Origin of the sequence: Streptomyces sp. NPDC102259 (assembly GCF_044766465.1) — a bacterium.
Lineage (GTDB): Bacteria > Actinomycetota > Actinomycetes > Streptomycetales > Streptomycetaceae > Streptomyces.
In genome coordinates this window covers 335,354-354,557 of record NZ_JBIWMA010000005.1, presented here as the reverse complement: position 1 = coordinate 354,557, position 19,204 = coordinate 335,354, and the positions used below count along the sequence as shown (strand labels likewise).

Here is a 19,204-nt window from a genome sequence, read left to right as displayed (position 1 = left end):
GTCCCGGACGGGGTCCTAGGCCACCACCAGCGCCGCGGCGCACACCGCCGTCGCCACCGCGCACAGGACCGCCGCCGTGGCGAGCCGCGGGGTGAGCGCCGCCGGGACGGCCGTGGCCGAGAGGGCGTGGATCCGGTGGTGGGCGAGCAGCAGGAAGGCCAGCCACAGGCCGCCGCACAGCACGCAGGCGACGATCCCGGACACCGACACCCCGCCGTGCAGCGCCGCCTTCACGGCGAGTACGGCGGCCACCGTGCTCGCCAGCGTCGTACGCCGCCAGGCGAGCCGGGTCCGCTCGGGCTGAAGACCGGGGTCACGCGTCGGCCGGGCTTCCTCGCTCACCCTTCCCACCCGACCAGCACCACGACGGTCATCGCCAGGGCCACCACCGCGACCAGCACGCCCAGCAGCGCCGGAAAGCGGGACACCGGCAGGTCCTCGCCCCGGCGCATCGCCCGTTCGCAGCGCATCCAGTGGTTGACCGCGCGCAGGGAGCACAGCACGCCCGCGGCCAGCAGGGCCAGCGCCAGCCCGACCCGCCAGCCCCAGCGCAGATCCGGCAGGAACTGGTCCACCGCGAAGCCCCCGCCGATCAGCGCGAGCGCGGTGCGCAGCCAGGCCAGGAACGTGCGCTCGTTCGCCAGCGAGAACCGGTAGTCGGGTGTGCGGCCCTCCTCCCGGACCTGCTCGGGAGCGAACCACAACCGGACGTTCTGTACGAACTCGATCACCCGCAGGACCCTACCCGCCGGCCGTCGTCCGCCCGGATCCCGGTGCCCGCCGGGGCGGTGTCCGCCCTGCTCAGCCGGTCGCCCGGTGCGCCTTGAGCCGCTCGTACGCCGCCAGGCCGTCCGGCACCCATTCCCAGACGGAGAGCCGCCGTTCGACCTCCTCCTCGGGGAGGAAGCCGTGCCAGGCCACCTCCTCCACCTGGGGGTCCACCGGCAGGTCGCAGCGGACCTCGTAGACGGCCGACCACCAGCTGCCGGCGGCCCCCGCGTCGTACAGGAACTTGAAGAGGAACTCCGGGCGGGGCAGGCCGCTCACGCCCAGTTCCTCCTCGGCCTCGCGCAGGGCGGCGTCGTCGTAGGCCTCGCCCGCGCCGACCACGCCGCCGACGAACATGTCGTACAGGGAGGGGAAGACCAGCTTGGTCGGGGTGCGGCGGTGGACGAAGACCCGGCCCTCGGCGTCCCGGGCCCGGACGAAGACGCAGCGGTGACGCAGCCCCTCGGCGTATGCCTGCCCGCGAGGGGACTGTCCGACCACCCGGTCGTTCTCGTCGACGATGTCGAGGATCTCGTCAGCAGCGCTCATGGACCCATCCAAGCAGGCCCACCACCGGGGTCGGCGGCCCACCACCGGGGTCGACGGCCCGCCACCGGGGTCGGCGCCGGGTGCCGGCGGCTACTGGGGCTGGAGGTCCGCGACCCGTTCCCGCGGCGCCGTGCCGCGTGGCATCGCCGGGTGCAGTCCGAGGAGCACGATGCCCGCGACGATCGCCGCGAGCCCCGCCGACTCCCAGGCCAGCGCCCCGGTGTCGGTGCGCAGCTGGTCACCGAGGAAGCCGACCCCGCAGATGATCCCCGCGAGGGGCTGGGCCGCGGTCAGCGCGGGCAGCGACATCCGCAGCGGCGCCGTCTCGAACGCGCTCTGAACCAGCACGAGGCCGGTCACGCCCAGGGCGAGCACCGCGTACGGCTGCCAGCCGGTCAGCAGCTCGCCGAGGCCGCCCGCCGTGAAACGCTGCCCGCTGACCCTGGTCAGCGCGTCCTGGACGCCGTACAGCAGACCGGCCGCGAGGGACAGCAGCACCGGGCCGGAGCTCAGCCGGGAGCGTTTGGCGTAGGTGGTGAGCAGCAGGGCCAGCCCGATCATCACCCCGATGATCAGCCAGTGCCGCAGCGGATCCGCGACCGCGGTGCCGCCGCGCGGCTCGCCCGCCACGATGAAGGTGGTCACCCCGCCCGCGAGCAGGACCAGGCCCGCCCAGCCCTGGCGGCCAAGGGACTGCTTCGTCTGATGCCGGGAGAGCGCGAGGGCGAACAGCAGGTTCGTCGCGAGCAGCGGCTCCACCAGGGAGATCTCGCCCTGTCCGAGCGCTATCGCACCGAGCGCCATGCCCGCCACCATGAGGCCGATGCCGCCCAGCCAGCGGGGCACCTTCATCAGGTCGAGCAGCAGCCGGGGGGAGAGGAAGTCACCGAGCGGAGCCCGCTGGGCCGCGTTCTGCTGAAGTACGAACCCGAAGCCGAGGCAGCAGGCGGCACTCACGGCGAGAACCAGAACCAGAACCGACACGCTGCCTACCTCGATCATCCGGTCGGACCACGGACGGGATACGCAGTGGCCGACTGTAGCGTCCCAGCGCCCTCGGCGCCTCGAGTACCCGGAACCGGGCGGTTGACTCGGCCGCGGCACCCGGGAACAGGGCCGGGTTGCGGGGCGGCCCTACGGCCATGGTGTGGGCTACGGGCGGGCCGCGCCATGGCGTACGCCACACCGGCCGCCCGGACACCCGGCGGCAGGGGGCCCCACCAGCGGCGCTCCGGCACCGGATTTCCGCCGCCGGTCGGCGGTCGGCATCTGTCGTGGTCTCCCGACCCTTGACGTTGAGTGTTCCCTAGGGATTGGCTGTGCGTGATCGGCCGATCGCAGGCCGATGCCAGAGCCGCCGCCGAGGGAGATGAGGAAGTCCCGCGGTGCCCTTACCCCCGCCCCCTCCCGGCCGTGATCACGAGCGCGTCCCCCGGACCCCCGACCCGGCCCTGGACGACACGGAGCTCGGCCTCGCCCGCGCCGCGCTGGCCCAGGGTCGCCGGCAGCCCGTCCGCTCCCTGCTGGCCCGGACCGGCGCCGACTGGGACCGCCGCGCGCACCGGACGACGGTGCTCGCCCTCGAGCCGGACGCGGCCGCCCGGGCCCACGAGTGGCTGCTCGACGAACCCGCCGGCGCCGACGCCGCCCTGCTGCTCGCCCTGGCCCAGGTCCGCCGGACCCTGCGCGGCAAGGAGGACGCGGCGGTCGCCCGAGCGGCGTGCCGTTCGGCCGCCGCGCTCGCCCCCGCCGACCCCACCCCCTGGCTCGGCCTGCTCCAGCTGGAACGGGACGGCGGGGCGCGGGCCGTGCGGATCTTCGAGGAGGTCCGGTCCCGGCACCGCGACCACCATCACGCGCACCACCTCATGGTCGCCCGGCTCGCCGAGCGTCGTGCGGACCGTGGCCCGGACCCCCTGCACGAGGTCCACGACTTCGCCGCCTGGGCCGCCGAACAGGCGCCCGCCGACTCCCCGCTGGCGATCCTCCCGGTCGTCGCGCACGCCGAGCGCTACCGCGTCCTGGCCGCCCACGGCTTCGCGCCCGCCGACCCCGCCGCCTGCGGGCACTGGCGGGACGGCCGGGCCAGGGGCGTGACGAAGGCCGCCTTCGACTGGTGGCTGGAGTGGGAACACGACGACCACCCCCGCCACCTGATCGACCTGAACTTCCTCGCCCACGCCAAGGTCCTGGAGGGCCGGGGCGCCGAGGCCGCCGCCCTCTTCCAGCGCATCGGCCGGCACGCCACCCCCGAGCCCTGGTCCTACCCGGACCGCGACCCCTGCCGGGCCTTCCACGCGGCCCGTGCCGCCGCGCTCGGTCTGAGAGCCGGGTGAGAAGTGATGACGTAAATCTGACGTCCGCCCGGGATCCCTGGCCCCGGCGGGCCCCAGGTGCTCGAATGGAAGGGTGAACTCCGAACCACCCGAGCCGGCCGAGGCACCCGAGGCATCCGAGCCCCCCGCCTCGGACGCGGTGCCCGCGGAACGTGGCACACCCGTCGGCCGGCGGGTCTTCCTCGGCACGCTCGCCCTCGGCGCCCTGGGAGTCGTCGCGGCGCCCCCGCTCCAGCGCGGTATGGAGGCCTTCCTCGGCAGCGCCGCCGACAAGGACCCCACCGGCCTCACGGGTCTGCTCCCCAACGGCGGCGGCTTCCGCTACTACTCGGTGACGTCCTCGGTCCCGCACAAGAGCGCCACGAACTACCGCCTCACCGTGGACGGCCTCGTCGACCGGCCCGGGAGTTACACGCTGGCCGACCTCAGGGCCCTGCCCCAGACCCGGATGGTCAAGGACGTCCAGTGCGTCACCGGCTGGCGGGTGCCGGGCACGCCCTTCGAGGGCGTCCGGCTGTCCGCCCTGCTCGACGCGGCCGGAGTGCAGGCCGAGGCCGGCGCCGTCCGCTTCACCTGCTTCGACGGCGCCTACACCGAGAGCCTCACCCTCGCCCAGGCCCGCCGTTCCGACGTCCTGGTCGCGCTGCGCATGCAGGACAAGGACCTCGGCCACGACCACGGCGGACCCGTCCGCCTCTATGTGGCGCCCATGTACTTCTACAAGTCCGCCAAGTGGCTCTCCGGCATCACCGTCACCGAGAAGGTGAAGCCCGGCTACTGGGAGGAGCGTGGCTACGACGTCGACGCCTGGGTCGGCCGCTCGAACGGACGGGACGATGAGCCTACGAGCTGAGGCGCCGCCGGCGACCACGGAGATCCCCCGCTTCACCCGCGCCGAACGGTGGGTGCACCGCACCACGGGCCTGCTGATGGGCGTGTGCGTGGTGACGGCGGCCGTGCTGTACATCCCCGAGTTCGCCCAGCTCGTCGGCCGCCGCGAGCTGGTGGTCCGCGTCCACGAGTGGGCGGGTCTGGCCCTGCCGGTGCCGGTCCTGGCGGGCCTCGCGTCCCGCGCGTTCCGCGCCGACCTGCGGCACCTCAACCGCTTCGGCCCGCACGACCGCCGCTGGCTGCGGGCCGCCCTGCGCCGGGACAAGCGCCGGCAGTCGCGTCCGGCGGCCAAGTTCAACGCCGGCCAGAAGGTCTACGCGTCCTGGATCGCCGGGGCGACCCTGGTGATGCTCGGCACCGGCCTGCTTATGTGGTTCACCCACCTCACCCCGATCATGTGGCGCACCAGCGCGACCTTCGTGCACGACTGGCTCGCCCTCACGATCGGCGTCGTCCTGGCCGGCCACATCGGCATGGCCCTGGGCGATCCGGAGGCCCGCCGCGGGATGCGCACGGGCTCGGTGAGCCGGGAATGGGCCGACCGGGAACACCGCCTGTGGCGGCCCTAGGGCCTGTCGTCTGGATCAGGTCGGCCTGACCGACGCGACAGGCGCCAGCCGAACCCCTCACCCGGTCGGTCTCCGCACCGGGCCTCCTCAACCACCGAAGTCCAGCAGCACCTTGCAGGAGCGGCCCCGGTCCGCGGCGAGCGCGAACGCCGACTCCGCGTCCCGTACCGGGACCACCGCGCTGATCAGGGCGTCGAACGCGAGCAGGCGCAGCGCCGCGTCGACGCCGTACGGTCCCCAGTCCGCGCACATGCCCTTGGTGAGCATCTTCAGCGCGCCCTTGGTGGCCGCGTAGGGCGCGATGCCCGGGCGGACCACCTCGCTCTGGAGCGAGCAGATGTTGATGATCTTCCCGTGGCCGCGTTCCGTCATCCCGCGGGCGGCCTCCCGGCCCACCAGGAACGCGCTGGTGAGGTTGGTGTCCAGCAGCCGGTGCCAGTCGGACTCGGCGAACTCCAGGAGCGGGGCGCGCAGTTGCATGCCCGCGTTGTTGACCAGGATGTCGAGCGGACCGACCCGGTCCTCGATCTCGGCCATCCCGGCCCCACCGAGGAGCCATCGGTGACGTCGAACACGCTCGTGTGCACCTCGCCGGGCAGTCCGGCGGCCGCCCGCTCGAGACGGTCCGCGTCCCGCCCGTTGAGGACCACCCTGCAGCCGGCCTCCGCGAGGCCCCGGGCCAGGGCCAGCCCGATGCCCCGGCTGGAGCCGGTGACCAGGGCGGTCCGGCCGCTGATGTCGAACAGGGGGTGACTCATCGCCGTACCCCTTCCCGCTCTCGGCGTACCGCTAGATGACCAGCGAGAGGAGCAGGACCAGACCGCCGGCGACCACGGAGATGATGGTCTCCATGACCGACCAGGTCTTGATGTTCTGGCCGACGGTGAGCCCGAAGTACTCCTTCACCAGCCAGAACCCCGCGTCGTTGACATGGCTGAAGAACAGCGAGCCGGCGCCGATGGCCAGGACCAGCAGGGCGGTGTGCGTGGTCGACATGTCGGCCGCGAGCGGCGCGACCAGGCCGGCCGCCGAGATCGTCGCCACGGTCGCCGAACCGGTCGCCAGCCGGATGGTCACCGCGATCAGCCAGGCCAGCAGCAGCGCCGGGATCGACCAGTCCTTGGAGATGTCCAGGACCATCTGACCCACGCCGCAGTCGATCAGCGTCTGCTTGAAGCCGCCGCCCGCGCCGACGATCAGCAGGATGCCCGCGATGGGCGCGAGGCCCTTCTCGACCAGCCCAGAGATCCGGTCCTTGGCGAACCCGGCGGGCCGCAGCAGGGTGAAGATGCCGACGAGCACGGCGGTGAGCAGCGCGATCAGCGGCGAGCCGACGACGTCGAAGACCCGCTGCACGGTGTGCTCGGGGTCGTCCACCACGATGTCGACCAGTGCCTTGGACAGCATGAGCACGACGGGCAGCAGGATGGTGGCGAGGGTGGCGCCGAAGCCGGGCCGCTTCTCCAGGTCCTCGGAGGGCCGCTGCGCGATCATGCGGTCGGGGGCGGGGACGTCGACCCAGCGGGCGGCGACCCGCGAGAACAGCGGTCCGGCGACGACGACCGTCGGGACGGCGATGAGCACGCCGAGCGCCAGGGTGACGCCCAGGTTGGCGCCGACCGCGTCGATCGCGACCAGCGGACCGGGGTGCGGCGGGACCAGACCGTGCATGACCGACAGACCGGCCAGCGCCGGTATGCCGATCCGCATGAGCGAGTAGTTGCCCCGCTTGGCGACCATCAGCACGACGGGGATCAGCAGCACCACGCCGACCTCGAAGAACAGCGGCAGACCGATGACGGAGGCGATCAGCACCATCGCCCACGGCATCGAGCGGCCGCCCGCCTTGGCGAGGATCGTGTCCACGATCTGGTCGGCGCCGCCGGAGTCCGCGAGCATCTTGCCGAGGATCGCGCCCAGCGCGATGAGCACGCCCACCCCGGCGACGGTGGCGCCGAGTCCGGTGGTGAACGAGGCGATGGCCTTGTCCAGCGGCGCCCCGGCGAACGCGCCGAGCGCGAGCGAGCCGATGGTCAGCGCCAGGAAGGCGTGGAGCTTGAACTGGGTGATGAGCAGGACGATCACGGCGATGCCCGCCAGAACGGCGATGCCCAGCTGCGCGTGGCCGGCCGAGGTGATCGGCTCGACGGTGTCCGCTGCCAGCATCTCGACACTGAGTCTGGTCACGGGTGATTCCCTTGCAGGTATGGGGATGGGGATGGGGAGGGGGGAACGCGGGGTGGTCAGGCGGGCTGAGCGAGCGCGTCGAGCGCGGTCACGGCCCGCCCGGTGATGGCCTCCGGGCTGCCGGAGACGTCGACGACGACGCCCGCCTCGTCCGGCTGGAGGGGCTGGAGCGTGGCGAACTGGGAGTCCAGCAGAGCGGTCGGCATGAAGTGGCCCTGCCGGTGCGCCATGCGGTCCTCGATCAGCGCGCGGTCGCCCGCGAGGTGCACGAAGACGACCCCGGGGGCCGCGGCCCGCAGCCGGTCGCGGTACGACCGCTTCAGCGCCGAGCAGCTCACGACCCCGCCGAGCCCGGCCCGCGCGTCCGCCCAGCCGCCGATGGCGTCGAGCCACGGCCACCGGTCCTCGTCGCCGAGCGGGGTGCCGGCCGACATCTTGTCGATGTTGGCCTGCGGGTGGAAGTCGTCGCCCTCGGCGTACGGCACGCCCAGCCGGGCGGCGAGCAGGGGACCGATGGTGGTCTTGCCCGTGCCGGCGACACCCATCACCACGACGACGTGCGGGGTACGCATCTCTGCCTCACTGTCTGCCTCGACGTCCGACGCCAACGGGCGCCGACGACACTGAAACCGATTAGGTACGACTAATTCAAGAGTGTGTGACAAATAAGTCTGACTTTTTGGCTCAGTGATCTACCCCGTACTCTGAGTGCATGACCACTCCGGGCCGGGGTCTGCACGGCCAAGTACTCGACGCCCTGGGCCCCGCGATCACCGCGGGTGAGTACCCTCCGGGCAGCGTTCTGCGCACCGACGAACTGGCCCAGCGCTTCGACGTCTCCCGCTCGGTGATGCGCGAGGCGGTCCGCGTCCTGGAATCCATGCACCTGGTCGAGTCCCGCCGCCGCGTGGGCGTGACGGTCCGCCCCCGGTCCGCGTGGAACGTCTACGACCCGGAGGTCATCCGCTGGCGGCTGGCCGGCGCCGACCGCCCGCACCAGCTGCGCTCGCTCACCGTCCTGCGCTCGGCGATCGAGCCGGTCGCGGCGGGCCTGGCGGCGAAACACGCCACGGCGGAGCAGTGCGCCGAGCTCACGGAGTGCGCGCTCGGCATGGTGGCCAACTCACGCGGCCACCGGCTGGAGGGATACCTCGTCCACGACATCGCCTTCCACCGGGTGATCCTCGCCGCCTCGGGCAACGAGATGTTCGCCCGCCTCGGCGACGTCGTCGCGGAGGTCCTGGCGGGCCGCACCCATCACGAGGTCATGTTCGAGGACCCCGACCCGACCGCCGTCACCCTGCACGTCCAGGTCGCGGAGGCGGTCCGCGAGGGCGACGCGGCCCGCGCGGAACGACTGACCCGGGAGATCACGGTCGGCGCCCTCCAGGAACTGGACATCCTGGCGCCCTAACGCGCCCTGGTGTGCGCCCCGGTGCGCCGTCGCGTCACTCGGGGAACTCCCCGTCCACGTACACCCACGCCCCGGCCACCCGCTCGAAGCGGCTGCGCTCGTGCAGCGCGCCGCCCCGGTAGGAGGCCCGGAACTCCACGGTCCCGGTCGTGTGGAAGGCGCTTCCGTCCGCCGTCCCGAGGATCTCCAGGCCCGTCCACCGCATCCCCGGATCGAGCTCGAGCCGCTCAGGTCGCGTCCGCGGATGCCACGTCCGCAGCAGATACCCCACGTCACCCCGGACGAAGGCGCTGTACCGCGACCGCATCAGCGCCTCCGCGGTCGGCGCGGAGTCGCCACCCGTGTGGAAGCGACCGCAGCAGGCCTCATAGCCCGCGGGCAGCCCGCAGGGGCAGCCGGCGGGCACGGCGGGGGAGGTGCGGACGGCGGCGGAGGCACGCGGTCGCGGGCGGGCGGTACGTCGAGCCATGACCCCATTGTGCCCGCCCACCGATCACGCCCCGCGAGGGGCCGCGCCCCCGAAGGGACGCGCGAGGGGCGCGGGGGACTTCGCGATCAGCCCCCACCCGCCCGCAGGCCACCCGCCCGCAGACTGACGACCGACCGTGCGACTCTCACCGCAAGGCCGGCGGAGCGCTACGCCGACTCCGCGCCCCGGCTCACCGAAGGGACCGGCAGCGGCGGCAGCGCCGTGCCGTACACCCACGCCTCGAACAGCTCGTCCAACGGCTCCGGCGCGAACCGTGCCGCGTGCGCGGCGAGCGTCGACGTCGTCACCGAACCGCCCCGGTGCAGCCCGAGCCAGGCGCGCAGCATCCGGAAGAACGCCTCGTCGCCGAGCGCGCAGCGCAGCGCGTGCACGGTGAGGCCGCCGCGCTCGTAGAGCCGGTCGTCGAACATCGACTTGCGGCCGGGATCGGCGAGGCGCAGGTCCTGCGGCAGCGACGACAGCGACCGGTGCGCGACCGCGGCGAGCTGCTGCGCGCTGCGCCCGCCCGACCGCTCCGACCACAGCCACTCCGCGTACTTCGCGAACCCCTCGTTCAGCCAGATGTGCCGCCAGTCGGCGATGGACACACTGTTGCCGAACCACTGGTGCGCCAGTTCGTGCGCCACCAGCCGCTCCGAACCCCGCGCGCCGTCCACGTGGTTGGCGCCGAACAGCGACAACCCCTGGGCCTCGACGGGGACATCGAGCTCCTCCTCCGTCACCACGACCGCGTACTCGTCGAACGGGTAGGGCCCGAAGAGCTGTTGGAAGAGGTGCATCATCCCGGGCTGCCGCGCGAAGTCCCGCGAGAACTCCGCCAGCAGCTCCGCCGGGAGGTGCCCGTGCTGGGGGACGCCCCCGAGTCCCGGGTCGCCCAGCAGGACGGTCTGGTACTTCCCTATCACCAGGCCGACCAGATAGCTCGACGTCGGCGCCGACTGCTCGTACACCCACGTGGTCGTCGAGGCCTTCGTGGTCCGCGTCAGCAGCCGGCCGCCCGCCACCACGGAGTACGCCGACGGCGTGGTGACCGATATCAGGTACGACGCCTTGTCCGCGGGCCGGTCGTTGCACGGATACCAGGAGGGCGCCCCGACGGGCTGGCTCGCCACCAGCGCCCCGTCGCCCAGCTCCTCCCAGCCGATCCCGCCCCAGGGGCTGTTCACCGGCTTGGGGTTGCCCGACCAGTGCACCTCGACGGTGAAGGCGGCCCCGGCGCGCAACGGCTTGGCGGGCCGCACCCGCAGCCGGCCGCCGCGGTGGGTGTAGTGCGTCGGCCGGCCGTCCACCCGGACCCGGCCGATCTTGAAGTCGGCCAGGTTCAACTGGAACTCCGGCAGCGCCGAGCGCCCCACGATGGCGTTGATCCGCGCCGCGCCCGACAGCCGGTTCGGGCCGGGCCGGTAGTCCAGCGTGAGCTCGTAGCGGTGCACCCGGTAACGGGAGTCACCGTTCGCCGGGAAATACGGATCCGGCCCTACCGCCTGCTGAACTGCCACTTCCCCGTCCGCTCCCTGACCTGTCATCGAACCACCCGCCGCCGGTTCACCGCCCGCCGACTCCGAGTGGCCCCTCCTCAGGGACGCCATGCCTCGATCGGGTTGCCGAGCCAGCGGGTGTCGTCCGGGACGGACTCCGCGGCCATGACGAGCGACGCGGGACCCAGGGTCGTCCGGGCCCCGATCGTGCTGCCGGGCAGCACGATCCCGCCAGGGCCCAGCGTGGCACCCTCACGGAGGACCACAGTATCCGTCCGCAAGATCCGGTCGTGGAAGAGGTGAGTCTGCAGGACGCACCCGCGGTTCACCGTCGCCCCGTCGCCGAGGGTCACCAGGTCCGACTCCGGCAGCCAGTAGCTCTCCACCCACGCGCCCTTGCCGATCCGCGCGCCGAGCCCGCGCAGCCACGCCGTCAGCACCGGCGTCCCCGGCACGGCGCCCGCCAGCCACGGCACCGCCACGACCTCGACGAACGTGTCCGCCAGCTCGTTGCGCCACACGAAGCCGCTCCACAGCGGATGCTCGCCGCTGCGATGCCGCCCGACGAGCAGCCACTTGGCGACGATCGACACGACGGCCGCCGCGCCCCCCGCCCCGAGCAGGACGAGCCCGGACAGCAGCGGCGCCCAGACGCCCAGCGCGCACAGCGCCGCCACCGTCAGCACGGCCAGCGCCGCCGAGCAGAACACCGGCACGATCCTGCACAGCTCCACCAGCGCACGCGCCCACAGCAGCCGCGCGGGCGGCTCGTAGGTGCGGCTCTGGTCACCGCCGGTCGTGTTCCGCGGCAGCTTCACCGGCGGCAGCCCCAGATACGAGCTGCCCTTCTTCGCCTTCTTCGGCGTCGCCGACAGCACGCCCACCAGGCCGCCGTCCGGCACGCTCCGCCCCGGCGCGGTCATCCCCGAGTTGCCGAGGAACGCCCGCCGACCGATCTCTGCCCGCCCGATCCGCATCCAGCCGCCGCCGAGCTCGTACGGCGCGGTCAGCGTGTCGTCGGCCAGGAACGCGCCCTCACCGACCGTGGTCAGGCTGGGCAGCGCGAGGACGGTCGACACCTCGGCGCCCTTGCCGATCCGCATCCCGAGCAACCGCAGCCACACCGGCGTGACCAGCCCCGCGTACAGCGGGAAGAGGGTCTCGCGCGAGTGGTCCATGAGCTGCGTGACGGTCCAGGCCTGCCAGCCGATCCTGCTGTGCGTGGGATGCGTGCCCTCGCGCAGGCCGAGGCTCAGGAGCCGTACGGCGATCAGCAGCAGCACGGCGTACGCCAGACCGAAGGCGAGCGTGGCCGGGACCAGGGCGAGCGCGGCGCCCCGCAGGGCCTCACCGAGCCCGCCGCCCGGGGTCACGAAGCGGCTCGCCACCAGCAGCGCCGCCCCGGCCGCCAGTACCGGCAGCGAGGTCAGCGCGACACCGGCCAGGCCGTACAGCACCCGCCAGGACGTGCCCCGGGCCGGCCGCTCCTTGGGCCAGTTGCGCTTGGCCTTGCCGAGTTTGACCGCGGGCGCGCCCGCCCACCGCTGACCGGTGGGGATCTGACCGGTGACCGCCGAGCCCGGCGCCACCTCGGCCCGCTTGCCGACCCGGGCGCCCGGGAAGAGCATGCTGCGCGTGCCGACGACGGCGTGCGCGCCCACCTTGACCGGCCCGACCTCCAGCCGGTCCCCGTCCAGCCACCAGCCGGACAGGTCCACCTCGGACTCCACGGCCGCGCCCCGGCCCAGCTTCAGCATGCCGGTCACCGGCGGCAGCGAGTGCAGGTCCACGTCCGGCCCGACCTTGGCCCCCAGGGCCCGCGCGTAGCGCTCCAGCCAGGACCCGGTCAGCGAGGTCGCCCCGCTGAACTCGGCCAGCCGCTCGGCCGTCCACAGCCGCAGATGGACGCCGCCACCGCGCTTGTGCCGCCCCGGCTGCACACCGCGCAGCAGCAGCCGCGCCCCGCCCGCGGCGATCGCGAGCCGTCCGGGCGGGCTGAACAGCAGCAGCGCGGCGGACCCGACCAGCCACCACGGGGCGGTCGGCAGCCAGGCGTACGCGGGCAGCAGATTGCCGAGCGCGGCCAGCGGCACCGTCCAGCGCAGCCCCATCAGCGTGAACAGGGGTACGAGCAGCAGCGTCTGGATCACCTTGGCGCGCGCGGGCACCGGCGCGATGACGCGGGTCGCCCCGTCGTCCTGCCCGGACTTCTCCAGGTGCCGGGCCAGCTTGCGCAGGGTGGGCTGCTGGTAGATGTCGAGGACGGCCGCGCTGGGGTAGCGGGTGCGCAGCCGCGTCGTCAGCTGGGCGGCGGCGAGACTGCTGCCGCCGATCGCGAAGAAGTCGTCGCGGGCACTGCCCACGGGGATGCCGAGGACCTCGGTCCACTGTTCCGCCAGCCAGGCCTCGGTGCCGTAGAGCTGCTCGGCCGGGCCGCCCGTCTCCACCCCTTCCAGGGGCCAGGGCAGGGCGTTGCGGTCGACCTTGCCCGAGGTGCGGGTCGGCAGGTCGTCCACCGGCGCGAGCAGCGGCACCAGGGCGGCGGGCAGCTCGGCGCGCAGCCGCCGCACGGCCGCCGCCTGGTCCCAGCCGTCCTGCGTCACGACGTACCCGACCAGGAGCTGGTTGCCGCTGCGGGCGGTCCGCACGGCGGCGGCGGCCCCCGCGACACCCGGCAGCGCCTGGAGTGCCGCGTCCACCTCGCCCAGCTCGATCCGCCGCCCGCCGAGCTTGATCTGCTCGTCGGCCCGCCCGAGGAAGACGAGCCCCTCGGCGTCGGCGCGCACCAGGTCACCGCTGCGGTACGCCCGCTCCCAGCCCAGCGACTTCAGCGGCGCGTACTTCTCCGCGTCCTTCTCGGCGTCGAGATAGCGCGCGAGCCCGACCCCGCCGATCACCAGCTGCCCGCTGCCGCCCAGCGGCACGGGCTCCCCGGCCTCGTCCACGACGGCCAGCTCCCAGCCCCTGAGCGGCAGCCCGATGCGGATCGGCTCCTCGCCGGACATCAGGGAGGCACAGGCGACAACGGTGGCCTCGGTCGGCCCGTACGTGTTCCAGACCTCCCGGCCCTCCGTCACCAGCCGCTGCACCAGCTCGGGGGGGCAGGCCTCACCGCCGAAGATCAGCAGCCGTACGTCGTTGAGCGTCTCGGGCTCCCACAGCGCTGCCAGCGTCGGCACCGTGGAGACGACCGTGATCTCCTGCTCGACCAGCCAGGGCCCCAGATCGGCGCCGCTGCGGACCTGGGAGCGGGGCACGGGCACCAGACAGGCCCCGTAGCGCCAGGCCAGCCACATCTCCTCGCAGGAGGCGTCGAAGGCCACGGAGAGCCCGGCCATGACCCTGTCGACGGGCCCGATCGGCTCCTCGGTGAGGAACAGCGCGGCCTCGGCGTCCACGAAGGCGGCGGCGCTGCGGTGACTGACGGCGACGCCCTTGGGCTTCCCGGTGGAGCCGGAGGTGAAGATGATCCAGGCGTCGTTCTCGGTGCCGGGTCGGGCGGCGGCCGCACCGGACGTGCCGTGGACGGTGATCTCGTGCCGGGCGCCGACGACGGCCCGCACGTCCGCCTCCCCGAAGACCAGCTCGGCCCGCTCGTCGGGATCCTCGGCGTCCACCGGGACATAGGCGGCGCCGGCGGCGAGGACGGCGAGGATCGCCACGTAGAGGTCGTTGGTGCCGGACGGGACACGGATGCCCACCCGGTCGCCGAGCCCGACCCCGGCGGCGGAGAGCCGGCGCCGGAGGTTCTCCACCTCGACGGCGAGGGCGCGGTAGGTGAGGGGCGTGCTGCCGTCGTCCAGGGCGAGCTCGTCGGGGAACGACCGCACGGACGCGTCGAAGACGTCCACGAGGGTGCGGGGGGAGGCGGCGGGGCCGCCGGAGAAGCGGGCGGTGTCGCCGAGTTGTGCGCGGATCTCTTCGTCGAGCAGGCCGAGAGCACTGCTCTCGTGGGTGGCTGCCATCGGTCCTCGCGTCTCGATCCCGGAAGCCTCCGGGGCGCCGGCGGGCCCGCAGGTCTGCCTGGGGTTGTCCGGTCCAGCTCCGTAACAAGCCGGAAATTTTAGTACGACGCTAGGCTCGCCGCAGGGGCCCGGCCACTCGGGGAGGCCGTCCGGGTGCCGTGGAAGATCAACGGAAACGCTCTGACCTGGAAGCTTCGCGCCGCGGCGAGACTTGCCCCACATCGAGGGGAAGGACGCCTCTGGCGACCTGATGTCCCGGTTTGAGGTGTGCGCGCCATGGGCGGCGACGGGGGCCGACACGGCGAGGGCGGCCGGCCGGTCGACCGGAACTTCCGAGACCCGAAACCCGTCCGGCCACTCCGGCGCCGCCGGAAGACGGGTGCCCGACCTGTGCCCCGCAGTCCTTCCGTGCGGCTCCGGCAGTCGTATGGTTCGTGGTGATTTATGGTGACTAAAGGAGCATGTCCCTACCGGAGGTGCCATGACGCGCGCCGCGGCAGCGATCGTCTCTCTGGCTGTCAGCGTGGCGTTCATCGTCGCGACATCGGCTTGTGACCAGGGCGGGGAGGACACGTCGAACGCCCACTACGGCGACTGCCCGGTTTCGGGACATTACGGGGAGTTCCGCCTGTCACCCGAGACGGCGGGCGCCCTCACGGTCAGAACGACCCTGCCCGCGCCCGGCTGGTGGAACGGCGACACGCCGGACTCGATCAAGAGTGGCTACGAGTACTGCATGGCCGCGAACATCGCCTATCGGTCCGGACTCGACCGGGTGAAGGTCGAGAACGCCCCCTTTCCGGACGTCGTGTCCGGCCGGACCAAGGACTTCGACCTGGCCCTGGCGCAGATCACGATCACCCCGGAACGGAGCAAGGTCGCCGAGTTCTCCCCGCCCTACCTCTCCTCGACGCTGGGAGTGCTGATCAGGGACGGCGAGAAGATCGACGAGGGCAACATCCGTGACGTCCGCATCGGAGTGGCCGAAGGCACCACGGGCGAGAAGTTCGTCGAGAAGCGCCTCAGGCCGACCAAGCCCGTCACCCCCTTCGCCAACGACCCGGCGATGGTCACGGCGCTGGAGGAGGGGCGGGTCGACGCGGTCGTCCACGACACGACGATTCTGCTGGCGTATCCCCCTAAGCGGGAGAGCAGGGTGCGCCTCGTGGGCCAGTACAGGACCGACCAGGGTTACGGCGCCTTGTACCCGAAGGGGTCACCCGACAAGGACGAGCTGGACCGGATCATCCGGCAGCTGATCGAAGACGGAACGCTCACCAAACTGTCGGCCGTCTATCTCGGGGCCGCCTTCGGCCAGGACCCGGCCAAGATCCCGTACTTCACGGTCGACGGCAGCTCCTGAACGCTCCCGGGTGTGCGCACACCCGGAGCGGCGGTCCGGATGCCGTCCCGCTTCACGGGTCCGCCATCAGTACGCGCTCAGGTCTCCGACGGCTCCGGCGGCGAGCGCCTGCTCGGCCCAGATGATTTTGCCCCGGTCGGTGTACCGGGTTCCCCAGCGGTCGGACATCTGTGCGACGAGAAGCAGACCGCGGCCGCCTTCGTCGGTGAAGGCCGCGCGGCGCAGGTGCGGGGAGGTGCTGGTGCCGTCGGCGACCTCGCAGATCAGGCTGTCGCGGTCGCGCAGCAGCCGCACGCTGATGGGGGCCGCTCCGTACCGGATCGCGTTCGTCACGAGTTCGCTGAGGATCAGCTCGGTCGTGAAGGCGGCCTCGCCGACTCCCCAGGACTCCAGCAGGCGAGTGGCCTCGGCGCGGATCCGGGAGACGGCCGCGGGGTCGTCGGGCACCTCCCACTCCTCGATCTGCTCCGGGTCGAGGAGCCGGGTGCGTGCGACGAGCAGGGCGACATCGTCACTCGATCTGGTGCGCAGCATCGCGTCGAGCACCGCCCGGCAGGTGTCGTCGGGGGTGGCGCCGTCCGTATGGGCGAGCGCCTGCCTCAGCATGCCGAGCCCGATGTCGATGTCACGGCCGCGCGCCTCGACCAGGCCGTCGGTGTACAGGACCAGCCGGCTGTCGGCGGCCAGTCGGAGTACGGCCGTCTCGACCGGCAGGCCTCCCCCCACGCCGAGTGGCGGGGCGACGGGGATGTCGGGGAAGGTCACGGAGCCGTCGGGCGAGACCAGCGCCGGACCGGGATGACCGGCCCGGGCGAGAACACACCGTCCGGAGACCGGATCGTAGACCGCGTACAGGCAGGTGGCGCCGGTGACGGCCTCGGTGTCGCCCTCGGCTGCCGCGCCCTGGTCGATCCGGGTGATCAGGTCGTCCAGGTGCGCGAGAAGCTCGTCCGGAGGCAGGTCCAGGGTGGCGAAGTTGTGCACCGCGGTCCTCAGGCGGCCCATCGTCGCGGCGGCGTGCAGACCGTGTCCGACGACATCGCCGACCACCAGGGCCACCCGGGCCCCCGGCAGCGGGATGACGTCGTACCAGTCGCCGCCCACCCCCGCCTGGGCGGGCAGGTACCGGTGCCCGACCTCCAGGGCGGACAGCTCGGGGAGCGCGCCGGGCAGCAGGCTGCGTTGCAGGGTGACGGCCGTGGTGTGCTCGCGGGTGTAGCGCCGCGCGTTGTCGATGCACACGGCCGCCCGGGCGGCGAGTTCCTCGGCGGGGGACAGGTCGTCCGGCTCGAAGGGATCCTGCTCCGAACGCCAGAACTCCACGACACCCAGCAATTGGCCTCGGGCCTGGAGCGGCACCGAGATCATGGAGTGGACACCGAATGCGATGACCTTCCGGGCCCGCTCCGGGTTCTGGACCCGCCATCCGTCGGCCATGGCGAGGTCCGCCACCAGGACCGGTCGGCCGGTGGTCATACCGATGGCCACGGGGTTGCCGGGCGCGTAGCGCATACGCCTCCCGACGGGGTAAAGGGGCACATCGTCCCGGATGCCCTGGGCTGCGATACGGCGCATTTCCCTGGTCGCCCCCGTCGGTTCACCCCCTTGCAGCACGGGCTCCAGCAACTCGACGGTGGCGAAGTCGGCGAAGCGCGGGACCGCCACCTCGGTCAGCTCCTCGGCGGTGCGCTTCATGTCGAGGGTGGTACCGATTCGCGTGCTGGCCTCGTAGAGCAGTTGCAGGCGTCCGCCCGCCACGTCCGCCCGGCCCGCGAGGGCGCGCAGCTCCGTGGTGTCCCGCAGCGTGGCCACGCTGCCTCCTTGCAGGCCCACCGGCCGCACGCTCACCGCGAGCAGGATGTCCCCGGCCAGGAAGACCTTGTCCGTGGCCGCCCGACCCGATGCCAGCAGTTCGGCCAGGGCCGGGTTCAGCCCGAGTTCGGTGACCGACCTGCCCTCGGCCTCCGGCGGCAGTGCGAGCAGCCGGCGCGCCTCGTCGTTGACCAGCAGCAGCCTTCCGTCACCGTCCAGAATGATCACGCCTTCGCGGACCGCGTGCAGCACCGCGTCGTGGTGCTCGTACATGCGGGTCATCTCCACCGGCCCCAAGCCCCGGGTCTGGCGCCGCAAACGCCCGCTGACCAGTGCCGACCCACCCGCGGCCAGCAGCAGTGCGACACCGCCGGCGGCGAAGATCACCGGCAGTTGGCGCTGCACCACACTGGTCACCTTGTCCGCCGTGACGCCCACGGTGACGAGGCCGACCGCGGTCCCCTTCTTGTCGAAGACCGCCACCGTCGAGTCGACCGCCTTCCCCAGACTGCTGTCGAACGTGGTCTGGTGGGGCTCGCCCTCGAGCGCCTGGTCGTAGGAGGTGGAGACGTGCTTCCCGATCTGGTCCGGGTCCGGGTGGGTCCACCGGAAGCCGTAGGGGCTCAGCGCCACGACGTAGTCGACGCCGGTCTTCTTGCGCACCGCCTCGGCATGGGGCTGGAGTGCCGCCGTCGGGTCATCGCTCTGCATCGCCTCCGCGGTGCCCGGGGCGTTCGCGAACGACTCGGCCGCCACCAGCGACCGGTCGCCGGCCTCCTGGATCGCGCGGTTGCGGTCCTGGATCACGAGCACCACCACGGCCGTGGCGACGAGCAGGAGGACGACCGCGAGTTGCAGCAGGAATACCTGACCGGCGACGCTGTGCGGTTTCCGCAAGAACAGCAGACGTCGGCCGGTCGTACGGTGATGGGCCTTCGGGCCGGCCTCCGGCGGCCCGCCCTTGGGTGGCACGCGGCCGGCCCGTCGGCTCGCTGGGACAGATTGCCCGAGTTTGCCCATTTTTCCAGTATCGGTGACCGGCTCGGCGGGCGCGGCCCGGGGTGGACCCGGGCCGCACGGTCGGACCGGCGCCGCAGTGGGTCCGCGGCGGGCAAGGAATGCGAAGGCTCCAGGAACGGCAAATTGCCGGTGAGTCATATGACTCACCGGCAATTTGTGAACCCGCCGAGTTCGATCTTGTGAACGTCTCGTCTGGTTCTTCTTCTGTGTCCGAGGGGGGACTTGAACCCCCACGCCCGATAAAGGGCACTAGCACCTCAAGCTAGCGCGTCTGCCATTCCGCCACCCGGACAAGGTGTCTGTCGTGCGGGGTTTCCCCCGCGGCGACGTCGTAAACATTACCAGGCTTTCCGGGGTGCCCG

Annotated in this window: 15 protein-coding genes, 1 tRNA gene and 1 pseudogene; 5 read left to right on the top strand and 12 right to left on the bottom strand. The window is 72.7% G+C overall.

Features of this window, described 5'->3' with window-relative positions; all coding sequences use genetic code 11:
- Nucleotides 1-15 precede the first annotated feature (15 nt).
- From ACIRPU_RS15785 to ACIRPU_RS15770, 4 genes are all read right to left on the bottom strand, one after another.
- Nucleotides 16-342: a DUF202 domain-containing protein gene (locus tag ACIRPU_RS15785; RefSeq protein WP_403866957.1), complete on the bottom strand. Its 327-nt coding sequence runs from the start codon at nucleotides 340-342 to the stop codon at nucleotides 16-18.
- Entirely contained in the window at nucleotides 339-731 is a 393-nt protein-coding gene (locus tag ACIRPU_RS15780) for a YidH family protein (RefSeq protein WP_403866954.1), read from the bottom strand. Before ACIRPU_RS15780 ends, ACIRPU_RS15785 begins: the two co-directional genes overlap by 4 nt.
- Nucleotides 732-801: 70 nt before the next feature.
- On the bottom strand, nucleotides 802-1,317 hold the full coding sequence (locus ACIRPU_RS15775; protein WP_355705040.1) for an NUDIX domain-containing protein: 516 nt from the start codon (nucleotides 1,315-1,317) through the stop codon (nucleotides 802-804).
- A gap of 90 nt (nucleotides 1,318-1,407) precedes the next feature.
- The gene (locus ACIRPU_RS15770; protein ID WP_403866951.1) at nucleotides 1,408-2,301 is read right to left on the bottom strand and encodes a DMT family transporter; all 894 of its coding nucleotides are present in this window, start codon (nucleotides 2,299-2,301) and stop codon (nucleotides 1,408-1,410) included.
- A 401-nt stretch (nucleotides 2,302-2,702) separates the two neighbouring features.
- Between ACIRPU_RS15770 and ACIRPU_RS15765 the strand changes: the two genes are divergently transcribed.
- From ACIRPU_RS15765 to ACIRPU_RS15755, 3 genes are all read left to right on the top strand, one after another.
- On the top strand, nucleotides 2,703-3,653 hold the full coding sequence (locus ACIRPU_RS15765; RefSeq protein ID WP_403866948.1) for a hypothetical protein: 951 nt from the start codon (nucleotides 2,703-2,705) through the stop codon (nucleotides 3,651-3,653).
- A 73-nt stretch (nucleotides 3,654-3,726) separates the two neighbouring features.
- Nucleotides 3,727-4,506, top strand: coding sequence for a molybdopterin-dependent oxidoreductase (locus ACIRPU_RS15760; protein WP_403866945.1), 780 nt, complete (start codon nucleotides 3,727-3,729; stop codon nucleotides 4,504-4,506).
- Nucleotides 4,490-5,113 (top strand): cytochrome b/b6 domain-containing protein, encoded by a 624-nt coding sequence (locus tag ACIRPU_RS15755; protein ID WP_355705044.1) that lies wholly within the window; start codon nucleotides 4,490-4,492, stop codon nucleotides 5,111-5,113. Before ACIRPU_RS15760 ends, ACIRPU_RS15755 begins: the two co-directional genes overlap by 17 nt.
- A 222-nt stretch (nucleotides 5,114-5,335) precedes the next feature.
- On the opposite strand, the pseudogene ACIRPU_RS15750 reads toward ACIRPU_RS15755, so the two are convergent.
- From ACIRPU_RS15750 to ACIRPU_RS15740, 3 genes and pseudogenes are all read right to left on the bottom strand, one after another.
- Nucleotides 5,336-5,871, bottom strand: a pseudogene (locus ACIRPU_RS15750) (SDR family NAD(P)-dependent oxidoreductase); the annotation flags it as partial.
- A 31-nt stretch (nucleotides 5,872-5,902) separates the two neighbouring features.
- Nucleotides 5,903-7,300, bottom strand: a complete 1,398-nt coding sequence (locus tag ACIRPU_RS15745; protein WP_355705047.1) for a gluconate:H+ symporter — start codon at nucleotides 7,298-7,300, stop codon at nucleotides 5,903-5,905.
- Nucleotides 7,301-7,356: 56 nt separating this feature from the next.
- A complete protein-coding gene (locus tag ACIRPU_RS15740; protein ID WP_403866941.1) occupies nucleotides 7,357-7,872 on the bottom strand; it encodes a gluconokinase in 516 nt (171 codons plus the stop codon).
- A gap of 140 nt (nucleotides 7,873-8,012) precedes the next feature.
- Between ACIRPU_RS15740 and ACIRPU_RS15735 the strand changes: the two genes are divergently transcribed.
- Nucleotides 8,013-8,714, top strand: coding sequence for a FadR/GntR family transcriptional regulator (locus tag ACIRPU_RS15735; protein ID WP_403866938.1), 702 nt, complete (start codon nucleotides 8,013-8,015; stop codon nucleotides 8,712-8,714).
- 34 nt (nucleotides 8,715-8,748) lie between these two features.
- Here ACIRPU_RS15735 and ACIRPU_RS15730 read toward each other — a convergent pair whose 3' ends face one another.
- From ACIRPU_RS15730 to ACIRPU_RS15720, 3 genes are all read right to left on the bottom strand, one after another.
- A complete protein-coding gene (locus ACIRPU_RS15730; RefSeq protein WP_403866935.1) occupies nucleotides 8,749-9,183 on the bottom strand; it encodes a YchJ family protein in 435 nt (144 codons plus the stop codon).
- A gap of 167 nt (nucleotides 9,184-9,350) precedes the next feature.
- Nucleotides 9,351-10,703 carry a M1 family metallopeptidase gene (locus ACIRPU_RS15725; protein ID WP_403866932.1) on the bottom strand — a complete coding sequence of 451 codons (1,353 nt, stop codon included), beginning with the start codon at nucleotides 10,701-10,703 and terminating at the stop codon, nucleotides 9,351-9,353.
- Nucleotides 10,704-10,780: 77 nt separating this feature from the next.
- Nucleotides 10,781-14,647 carry a Pls/PosA family non-ribosomal peptide synthetase gene (locus ACIRPU_RS15720; protein WP_403866929.1) on the bottom strand — a complete coding sequence of 1,289 codons (3,867 nt, stop codon included), beginning with the start codon at nucleotides 14,645-14,647 and terminating at the stop codon, nucleotides 10,781-10,783.
- A 481-nt stretch (nucleotides 14,648-15,128) separates the two neighbouring features.
- Between ACIRPU_RS15720 and ACIRPU_RS15715 the strand changes: the two genes are divergently transcribed.
- On the top strand, nucleotides 15,129-16,010 hold the full coding sequence (locus ACIRPU_RS15715) for an ABC transporter substrate-binding protein (protein ID WP_403866926.1): 882 nt from the start codon (nucleotides 15,129-15,131) through the stop codon (nucleotides 16,008-16,010).
- Between the two features lie 66 nt (nucleotides 16,011-16,076).
- Here the strand turns inward: ACIRPU_RS15715 and ACIRPU_RS15710 are convergent, their stop codons facing one another.
- A complete protein-coding gene (locus ACIRPU_RS15710) occupies nucleotides 16,077-18,842 on the bottom strand; it encodes a SpoIIE family protein phosphatase (RefSeq protein ID WP_403866923.1) in 2,766 nt (921 codons plus the stop codon).
- A gap of 207 nt (nucleotides 18,843-19,049) precedes the next feature.
- Nucleotides 19,050-19,134: transfer RNA gene (locus ACIRPU_RS15705), tRNA-Leu, on the bottom strand.
- Nucleotides 19,135-19,204: the final 70 nt, after the last annotated feature.